Origin of the sequence: Microcoleus sp. AR_TQ3_B6, assembly GCF_036702785.1 — a bacterium.
Taxonomy (GTDB): Bacteria; Cyanobacteriota; Cyanobacteriia; order Cyanobacteriales; family Microcoleaceae; genus Microcoleus.
Genome location: NZ_JAUBVJ010000002.1, coordinates 241,637 through 251,193, shown reverse-complemented (window position 1 = coordinate 251,193; position 9,557 = coordinate 241,637). Strand labels below are relative to the sequence as shown.

General features: G+C 44.6%; 9 protein-coding genes and 1 riboswitch. Of the genes, 3 read left to right on the top strand and 6 right to left on the bottom strand.

Features of this window, described 5'->3' with window-relative positions:
• Positions 1–225: 225 nt before the first annotated feature.
• A complete protein-coding gene (locus tag QUB56_RS02275; protein ID WP_332952774.1) occupies positions 226–1,650 on the bottom strand; it encodes an NB-ARC domain-containing protein in 1,425 nt (474 codons plus the stop codon).
• A 399-nt stretch (positions 1,651–2,049) separates the two neighbouring features.
• On the opposite strand from QUB56_RS02275, the gene QUB56_RS02270 reads away from it, so the two are divergent.
• A complete protein-coding gene (locus tag QUB56_RS02270; protein ID WP_332952772.1) occupies positions 2,050–3,417 on the top strand; it encodes a peptidoglycan-binding protein in 1,368 nt (455 codons plus the stop codon).
• A 371-nt stretch (positions 3,418–3,788) separates the two neighbouring features.
• Positions 3,789–4,043: a hypothetical protein gene (locus QUB56_RS02265; RefSeq protein WP_332952770.1), complete on the top strand. Its 255-nt coding sequence runs from the start codon at positions 3,789–3,791 to the stop codon at positions 4,041–4,043.
• Positions 4,044–4,066: 23 nt separating this feature from the next.
• Here the strand turns inward: QUB56_RS02265 and QUB56_RS02260 are convergent, their stop codons facing one another.
• Entirely contained in the window at positions 4,067–4,195 is a 129-nt protein-coding gene (locus QUB56_RS02260; protein WP_332952768.1) for a hypothetical protein, read from the bottom strand.
• Positions 4,196–4,387: 192 nt separating this feature from the next.
• Between QUB56_RS02260 and QUB56_RS02255 the strand changes: the two genes are divergently transcribed.
• Positions 4,388–4,957, top strand: coding sequence for a dihydrofolate reductase family protein (locus QUB56_RS02255; protein ID WP_332952766.1), 570 nt, complete (start codon positions 4,388–4,390; stop codon positions 4,955–4,957).
• A 3-nt stretch (positions 4,958–4,960) separates the two neighbouring features.
• Here the strand turns inward: QUB56_RS02255 and QUB56_RS02250 are convergent, their stop codons facing one another.
• The 4 genes from QUB56_RS02250 to QUB56_RS02235 form a co-directional block, all read right to left on the bottom strand.
• A complete protein-coding gene (locus QUB56_RS02250) occupies positions 4,961–5,809 on the bottom strand; it encodes an ABC transporter ATP-binding protein (protein ID WP_332952763.1) in 849 nt (282 codons plus the stop codon).
• Positions 5,810–5,910: 101 nt separating this feature from the next.
• On the bottom strand, positions 5,911–6,777 hold the full coding sequence (locus tag QUB56_RS02245; protein ID WP_332952762.1) for a methyltransferase domain-containing protein: 867 nt from the start codon (positions 6,775–6,777) through the stop codon (positions 5,911–5,913).
• A gap of 19 nt (positions 6,778–6,796) precedes the next feature.
• A complete protein-coding gene (locus tag QUB56_RS02240; RefSeq protein WP_332952760.1) occupies positions 6,797–7,237 on the bottom strand; it encodes a hypothetical protein in 441 nt (146 codons plus the stop codon).
• A 157-nt stretch (positions 7,238–7,394) separates the two neighbouring features.
• Positions 7,395–7,539, bottom strand: a riboswitch (cobalamin riboswitch).
• 463 nt (positions 7,540–8,002) lie between these two features.
• Complete coding sequence (locus tag QUB56_RS02235; protein WP_332952759.1) at positions 8,003–9,463, bottom strand: ABC transporter substrate-binding protein; 1,461 nt, start codon at positions 9,461–9,463, stop codon at positions 8,003–8,005.
• Positions 9,464–9,557 lie beyond the last annotated feature (94 nt).

The following is a 9,557-nucleotide window of genomic DNA, read 5'->3' as shown; positions in this document are numbered from 1 at the left end:
CCCATCCCACAATAATAATTAAAATTGTAAGTTATTTAATTCGCGATCCTAAGAGCAATCAAAGCCTCTGATATCGGTTTTGAGATGACTGGATAAATTCAGCAGATTGACCGCAGCATAATCTGTCTCGCTTGCTGTTCGATCGCGCAACCAAACTGAAATATTGCCGAGGTGCTGTTTGAGTTGGGCGGCGGCGGTTTCAAAATAGGTTAAAAGGTGTTCAATTCAAGGATACAAAACAAGTTTAATTTGTGCGTCGCGGAGCGAGTTTTGGGTTGGGGATTCAATTAATACATGAGTTTTCAATAAGTTAAGTTTGTTTGTCATAATTTCTTGCTCAACAGTTTGCAGCAAGCGTTCTGTGAGATACTCGACGATCGCAGGCTGTAGCGTTAAACTTGTCGGTGCGGTATTGTCGGGCGATCGCCGATCTTCAATGAGCGATCGCTGGGCCAGCGACTCCAATGCTTCCATCAGTTGCCGTCCAGAAACTTTGGGCAAAATTTCTGATTTTAACTTCGCAGGAGTCGCTCCTTCTCTGTTAATGGCGAGCCAGTACATGATTTGTTGTTGCAGGGTAGACAAGCGCTCGAACTGGCGGTCGAGCAAATCCCAGAAATCGCTAAAAACAGTATTTCCTTGCACTAAAAATGCGTGAACGTCACCGCTAAAAAGTGTTTTAATAGTCGTTGCAGCAAGTTTGAGGGCGAGGGGATTGCCGCCAAAGTAGTTGACAAGATATTGACACTGCAATAGCGTTGCCTTTAATCCTTTAGCGGCGAGGATTTGCTGGCATACTGGCGGTGAAACTCCGAAGAGTTTAAGCGATCGCACTGGTAAATTTTCTCCCGATCGCACAGCAAACCCGCCCGGTTGTTCTCGTCCGGTTAAAATCAGACAACTTTGGTGCGGTTCGTCAGCAATGCGCGCCAATAACTGTCGGTAATCTTCATACCCTTGTTGATATTGTCCGCTGCGATTTCCTGCTTGCAAAATCGACTCCAGACTGTCGAAAATTAACAAACAGCGTTTTTGTCGCAACTGTTCCATGAGAGCATCAATAGAGTTATTGTTGGTGGCTGATAAATTAGTTAAAATCGGTAAAATATTGCTGAGGATAACATCTAAGGTTGGTGCTTGCTGCAAACTCCGCCAAATCACGAATTCAAACTGAGATTGAATTTGTTGAGCGAGTTTGACAGACAGAGAAGTTTTGCCGATACCGCCAAGTCCAAAAATACCGATCAGGCGGGTAGAATTGCTGCTAATCCAAGTTTCTAAAGTTTCTAGTTCCTGTTGCCGGTTGTAAAATTGGGAAACATCGATCGCTTCTCCCCAATCTTGAGTGCTGTTATCTCCTTCGCTAGCCAGCAAGATGGCCGCACTGCCATGCTGGTATCGGCGCAAGACTGCTTGAAGATTTTGCTTTGAGACTTTTTCCCCAAGAATTTGAGAGAGATTTCGCCACAAATGCGAACCGACGTGTTTGATATGATCGAGTTCGTAACCTAAGCGCGCGGCTATCTCTTGATAAGAGTGTCCCTCCCAGGTTTCCAGAAAGACGAGGGATTGAATGTCATTGAGTTTTTGCTTTTTGTTTGCGGATTGTAACAGACTATCAACTAGGGCGATCGCTTCTTCTGCTGTCATAGCGATTTTGATCTCTTAAGTAAATTTACTGAGGTTTCATGACTGCGGTTTGCTTTTCAGGAAAGAAAAGAAATTTACACAATTGAGCGAAATTAATAGGGTTACAAGCCCCAGGTACAGGCTGTGAAGTCAATTCCATTATCTAAATAAAATTTAACATCTAAAATCGATTGACTGCTAGCAGCCTTTAAAGGAATTTACGTAAGTTAACAAAAACTTGTCACTTTTTCTCACCGGCAAGGCGATCGAGAGTTGGTTATTCTTTGAGTTAAGGCAGAACACAACCTATTCAAACTGTTCAGGGTTAAACGGCAGATGTGCGGCATAAGCCGATGGGAAAGAGTATTGTACTGCAACTGTTAGCCGAAACTTTTGAGAAAGATTATTGGAGGTATATACATGGAATTGACCAAGGAACTTGCAAACGAATACCTCAGCCTCTGGGAAAAGTGTGAAATTAATCCAGACTATGCCAGCGATTTGAAGTGGTACATAGACAAGATTGAGAAGAATCAAACTGTTTACAAAACGGTGTCCAACAAGACGGGCATTCCTTGGTATGTAATTGGAGTCCTGCATGGTATGGAGGCTAGTTTTGATTTCAAGAGTCACCTTCATAACGGAGATCCCTTAACCGCACGCACTACCCGTGTACCCGCAGGTAGACCCGAACATGGCACCCCACCATTTTCTTGGGAAGACTCTGCTATTGACGCACTGGAATATGATAGTGCGCTAGGAATAAAGTTTTGGAACCTTCCTACATTATTTTGGTTTTTGGAAGGATTCAATGGTTGGGGCTACCGAGTGGGCAAAGGACGCGACACAACACCACCTTTTCGAAGTGCCTATATTTACTCTGGGACAAAATTTTACGAAAAAGGCAAATATACGGCAGACGGTAAATTCGATCCAGATGCTATTAGTGCTCAAGTTGGTTGTATGGCACAACTTAAAGAGCTAGAAAGCCGAAATCTGATCAGCTTATCACCATCAGGAAACGAAAAGCTTAATGAGAATGTCGTAGGTTCTGTTTCAGCTTGGCAACACATTCTCAATGGTTGTGGCTACCATCCTGTCCTTACTATTAATGGGAATATGGATGCGGCAACTATAGAGATGACCAAGAAGTTTCAGACAGATCTCAGTTTGCCGGTTTCAGGAACAGTTGATTTGGCAACTTGGCAGGCGGGTTTCAATCATAGGAAACTTCCTAGTTGGTCTAATTTAGTACCACCGCTTTCAAAGTTAAAGAATCCACTTCCCGGTACACCTCCAACTGACACAGGCTCTACTTTGTCTTTGGGCGGAATTACGATAAAACTTAACAGTTTCTATAGTAAAGCAAGTAACTACGATGCTGTCTACGATAATGTGATGAGTTGGTACGGGACAACAAGCAACGCATGTGTGGCTTTTGCATCTAGTGCACTTCGATTGTCTGGTTACAAAGTTCCCAAAACAGTTGACAGTCAGGGATTTGGTATCTCATTATGGACGGCTGCCTTCTCTCAATATCTCCAGAACCAAGGATGGACAAAATCAACTAATGCGAATGCGTTACAACCAGGAGACATTGTTTTTACTGATGACGGTGGCTTTGGTGATGGAATTCCTATGCATGTCTATGTCTTTTCTAAGTGGCATGATACGGCTAAGGAAGTTGCATGGGTAATTGACAATCAAGATTTTACACATCGTCGTAACATCTACGATGGTGGAGGGGGATTCAACTTCACACCCTTCGCATACTTTCTGCGTGCATGACAATCGAACTAGCAGATAATACAGGCTGGGCGTTACCCGCCCTACTTGTTTAGACATCTTATTATCGTTGTTTCAGCGCTGTCCCACCAACGATTTACCAGCCAAAATCTACTGCTGTAGGTTGTACTGGACTGATGCTCTAGAGATGTCGCTGGTTTCAGTCATTAGGGTTTAGCATTCATACTGCACGCTCATTGTTTTAGCTCACAATTATCTGACTGTTGTAGGGGCGAGCGCACCTCATCACTCGTTCATCTCCTCACCAAACAAGGGGAAATGAAGGTTACAAGTGCGATCGCTCTTTCCCCCCTAGTTCAGCAATAAATAAGTGATGACTTAGTTGAGTTTAAACCTTTTAGGGAGTTACTCAAATGACACATTCTTCTAGCGTTGAAACTAAACCAAATTCTTCGGAACATGGAAAGGAATTAGCAGAATTCCTTCAGGGAAATAATGGGAAATACTCGACCATGCGAGCCATGAGTTTTATTGCGCTGATTGCAGCGATTGTGTTTGGCGCAATAACAATAACTAGCGATGATGCTGATGGCAAAGAAATTACAATGGCTTTTTTAGTGGCAGCTTTTGCACCAAAAGCTGTTCAAAGATTTGCAGAACGTCCGTAAGTAAAGTTGAGTTAGATGGATGATTAAAGCAGCCGCAGCGCTTGTAAAATCTGTTGTTGCCATTGCTCAAAAGTGTGCATTTTTGAGTAATCGTCTTTCTCCACGATCGCCTTGATTTGCTCGATCGAGCTCGATCGCCACCAATACACCAAGCAGCTAGCTATTAGCCTGACGGTCGCACCTCGTCACTCGTTCATCTCCTCACCAAATAACGGGATATGAAGGTGAAGAGGGCGATCGCCATCTTTCACTTTTTTAAGTTATAGACAAGGCGCCCTTGAACGATATACAATAGAAAGGGTTGGGTCTTTTCATCCGTAAAGGCATTTGAGACGTTACTTTTAATGAAAACTCAATATTACACTTCCGCCAGCTTAGATGGTTTTATTGCTGATTCACACAACTCTCTCGATTGGTTGTTTCAGTTCGGCGAGGCGGGAGACAGCTATCCTAATTTCATCAGCGAAGTAGGGGCAATAGCAATGGGAGCAACTACTTATGAATGGATTCTGAACAATCAGATCGATGAAGGTGCCGATCGTCCCCAAGCATGGCCTTACGAACAACCGGCTTGGGTATTTACCTCTCGGATTATGGCTGCGATCGAGGGGGCAGATATTCGATTTGTGAAAGGGGATGTCTTACCTGTCCATCAAGAGATGGTGGCGGCCGCAGGAAATAAGAATATTTGGCTTGTAGGAGGTGGCGATCTGGTTGGTCAATTTTACGATCGCGGGTTGCTTGATGAAGTAATTGTGTCAATTGCATCGGTGACACTTGGTAGCGGAGCACCGTTGTTACCGCGCCGGATCGCCACACCCCCGCTAAGACTTTTATCCGCGAAGGTTTATGGAGAAGCCTTCGCCCAGTTGCGCTATCAAGTTCCTATCCGGGCCGATGAGACAACTGCTTAATCTTTAAATCAGCCGCCGCGCTTGTAAAATCTGTTGTTGCCATTGCTCAAAAGCGTGCATTTTTGAGCTATCATCTTTCTCCACGATCGCCTTCATTTGCTCCATAAGCTCGATCGCCAGCGGTACGCCAAGCTGCAATTGTTCCAAGACATCGCGCTGAGCAAAAACTGTTTCCGGTGTGCCTTCTAAAATCAATTTTCCTCGATCCATTACAAACACCCAATCTGCCCAGCGGTAGATGAAATCGAGGTCGTGACTTGCCAAAAGAATAGTGGTTCCGGCGCTGTGAATTTGTTGGAGTAAAGCGATCAGTTGTCGGGTGTGACGCGGATCGAGATAGGCGGTAGGTTCATCTAACAGCAGCAGTTTCGGCTTGAGAACCATGATATCGGCGATGGAAACCCGCTTTTTCTGCCCCAAGCTGAGATTGTGAATTGGTTCGCGGGCGAGTTCGCTGAGATCGAATTTGTCGATCGCCTGCTGTACCTGTTGAGCAATTTCGGATTCCCTCAAGCCTAAATTGTACAATCCATAGGAAATATCTTCTTCTACCGTCGCAGCTACTAATTGATGTTCGGGATTTTGAAAGACGAGTCCGATTTGTTGGCGCAGTTGCATCAAAGATTTGCGATCGTAGCAAAACGGTGCGCCTTCCCAGCGAATGATTCCCTGTTGCGGTTGATACAAGCCATTTGCTAACAGAAAAAAGGTAGTTTTGCCGCAGCCGTTTTGACCGATCAGCCCGCAGCGTTTCCCGGCGGGGACTTTGAGGTTTAGATCGTGAATTGCCAATCGGGAACCGCAGGGATAGGAGTAGGAAGTGCGATCGAATTCGAGAATCCATTGAGACATATTTGTTATTTGTTATAGCCTTCCAGGAAGAGCCTGGGAATAAATACCAGGAGGCTCTCCCTCCTACCGATTACCGATTACCAATTACCATTGTATTTGTGTCAGCCTTCATCGGATTTTGACAACTGCCAAAGTTGAAGTTCATAACAGAGATGTTGCTCAAAAAGTTGGCTCGCCTCCAATCCTTCAACCACCAGCTTCTTGAACCAGCGACGAAATATCCAGCGCAGGAATTTGTGGATTGGCGGAACTGCGATCGCAATTAAATCTGCAACATAGATCATCGTATTCAGTCCATACCTGCGGAAAGTATCGACATACAAATCGATAGTCGGCAAAATATGGGAGGAAATATCCTCAGTTTTTACTAAAGTGAATCCAGCCTGCTTTAACGCTGCATGAAGTTCTGTTACAACATGACAATTAGAGAACATTCCCTCTGTATAATTAGCATCAGAGCGCATCATATCGGCAAGCAGCACGTAGCCACCGTGATTGAGGATTTTGGCGGCACCGCTAGCAATATCAACAGCCGACATATACTGGCTACTTTCGCTAAAGAGAATAAGATCGTAGAAATGGGTTGCTTTGAAGTCTTCAAACCTGGTGAGGTGGAAGATTGCCCAATCGCCCGTACACTTAACAAAGCGCTGTTGTTGAAACGGATCGGGTGCGAGTCCTTCCACTGCAAAACCTCGATCGAGCAAATAAGCCGCATTCCCGCCAATCCCGCAGCCCACATCCAGTATGGTATGAGTGCCTTTGGGGATAGCATCCAACAGTTTTACAGTATAAGCTTGCTGAGCGCTGCGCAATCGGGCGATCGTTAGTTCCTCAGCGGGCACAGGTAGAGTTTCCCAATAGCCGTAGTGAAGGTAGGGCGAATCTGTCAGGCCCAAATAGTAATTAAGCGCTGCATTTTGGTAGCGAGTCACCTTAGAAATTTCGATTGATTTTGGCTGCGGCATTCGTAAAATTTAGTAAGTTTTAGGATTTCGGGCAGAGTTGAAATTCTTCCCAGCGCTTGCATACTTGTTCATAGCACTCAACGGTCGAAATTGCCAACTTTTGCAACAAATTGATATCAATCTGACCGTTAGCGATCGACAAAAATATAATAACTTCCTTTGGCTCGTAGCCAGCAATAATAGAGAGCAGATTTGAAACAGTATTTTCCTCTAGTTCTAGTTCTTGCAAATAAGCAGTTGCATGCAATTGGGAAATAAATTGCAGATCGTACTTAATAGTATCTACGCTCCAATTCACAGAACCATTAATGGGAGTATTGATTTTGCAAACAACCAAGCCTCGTCCTCGATGCAAAAAGCCATTCCAAGCAGTATATCCGATCGGCAAAATATTCTGGTGAATAAACAAATTTTGCCAGTAGCCAAAACTACCCTGCCAAACACTATCTTCAATTCGCATTTCTTTTCCATTAAAATAAGACAAGCTTCAGAACACAGATCGAATTAAATCAGCGTTCATCTGTGTTTATCTGCTAATATCTGCGGTAAAAAAAGCCCAATCCAATAATTAAAAAAATAATAAACTCACCATCATCCATACCTCGCAGATGAAAAACATGATTGTAAACAAATCGGCGGGCATCCTGACTCAGAGAAGCAATAATCTCATTACAGTTGCGGGACAGCGCCGGATTCGCACCGAACTTTCCCCCTTGCGTCTGATGACTGTTCCTCATCAGAGCCGATCGATATACGGGAATATTACCACTATTTGGGATATTTGACAAAAAACCGATCCGACATCTGCAACAATTCTTATGAGGAGTAGGGTTTAGGCATCCTGTCGGCCCAATACTTCCTTTTCTATTCTATATTGTGATTCGGTGGGTCGCCCGTCATCATAACAATTTTTCCATTGAGAAATTCATGCCTATCCTGAGAATTGACTTCAGCTTCTAGATCTTCTTCAGCCGTATAGGTTTTGGTTTCAACTGGCGCGATTATACACAACGCTCTCCTTTAATCTACTCATTTTAGTTTATAGTAAAAATTTTGCTAATTCAACAGAAAAGTAGATTTTAATCGTGCTAATAAACAGGCAAGATGCCTGTTCCACAAAGAGGGAATTTTCTTGTGGGGAGTAGGGGTTGGGCAGGAACTCCCACCCCTGAAAGGCTGATTGAGAATGGTGCTCTGGGCGTGAGTCCGATCGCACTTAACAAACTTACCGCAGAGGAACAAAGTTATAGCCAGTGCTTCCACCTTGTTTAACTTGCACTAAAATCGGCTTACCAGCCCGATCGCCCGTGGGCAAAAACTTCACATCCTCGCTCGATCCCGGTGTCGAAAAACTCGCATTTCTGAGTGCTTGTTGCAATCCTTCCCGCGTAGTGCTTTGCCGCAAGCCAGCGATGACAGCTTGAGTCGCGTCAAAACTCGTTGCTGTTCGCCAATTCACAATGCCTCCCCAACGCTGGCGGGCATTTTCTGGGAAAGGGCTGCCGGGATTGGTTTCAGGATGCCAGGGAACGGGCAAAACAAGCCCGTCAACATCTTTCTGTCCGTCTTTTACAGTTTGAAAGGTGTAGAGCGTAGTGCTGCCGTAGAGTGGCAATTTGCCTTGATTGATGCGTGCCAGAGAGATAGCGCGATCGATGCGATCGATGTGGGGTGCTAACATCAATCCTTGTGCACCTTTGCTGACAGCATCGGCGAGGGCATTTTCGGGATTAAAAGAGCTTAATGAAAAGTCGCAAACAGTGGGAACTAACTTACCTCCAGCAGCCGTAAGAGCTGCCACAAATTCATCTTTAAATGATATGTTATCCCGTGCTTCGGAGTCATAACAAATAGCAATATTAGTTTTGCCTGTTTTGACGGCATATTCTGCTAAGGGAGCCGCCATGACGCTAATATTGGGGATTGTCCGAAAGATGTAGCTGCCAAATCCTGATAGATTATTTGCAAAGCTCGTCGGTGTCACCATTACCAGTTTTTCTTGCTGATATATCGGAGCAGCTTCGAGAGATGCGTTGCTAGCATTGTGTCCAATTACTGCTAGTATAGTCGGATCCTTTGTCAATGTCTTTGCAACTTCTCTGACCACTTCTGGACTGTTGTCATCGTTGACAATTTCTACTTGCAGTTTGGCGCCGTTGAGGCCACCGCTAGTATTGATTTCATCCTGAGCTTGCGCGACACCTCGGAGGATTTCTTGGGCGACATTGGGGTTACTACCAATGGGGACGCTGACAGCAATTTTTAAGAAAGAACCTTTGCTGGCTGTGGCATTATTCAAATAGATAATGGTTTCTGGGTCGTTGCGATTCTGTTGCAGCGAAGCCTGAAAATTTTGGACAGCACCTTGGTAATCTCCCTTGGCAAAAGCTTGAACGCCGGCTTCTTTTGCTGCTGTGGTTTGGGATGTTAGCAATATCTGTTTTCCTAAACTGATGCGATTGGCGATCGTTCCCGATGGGCTCGCGCCCGATGGACTCGCGCCCGATGGACTCGCACCCGATGGACTCGCACCCGATGTAGGTGTAGGAGTAGAAGTAGATCTATCTGAACTTTTCGATGTCAATAAACCGGGAAGGAACTTGTACGCGCCAAAGGCAATTAAGCCGAGAGCAACAATAAAAAAGATGGGCGGGGGACTTTTTCTTTGGTTAGTATCTAGGGACATAATTTTTTCTCCTTATATAATTTATACAGACTCTACAGAAAAGCTGCTAACTACAATCAGTATTCAAGAGCTTTCTGTTAAAGTCAATTCATTA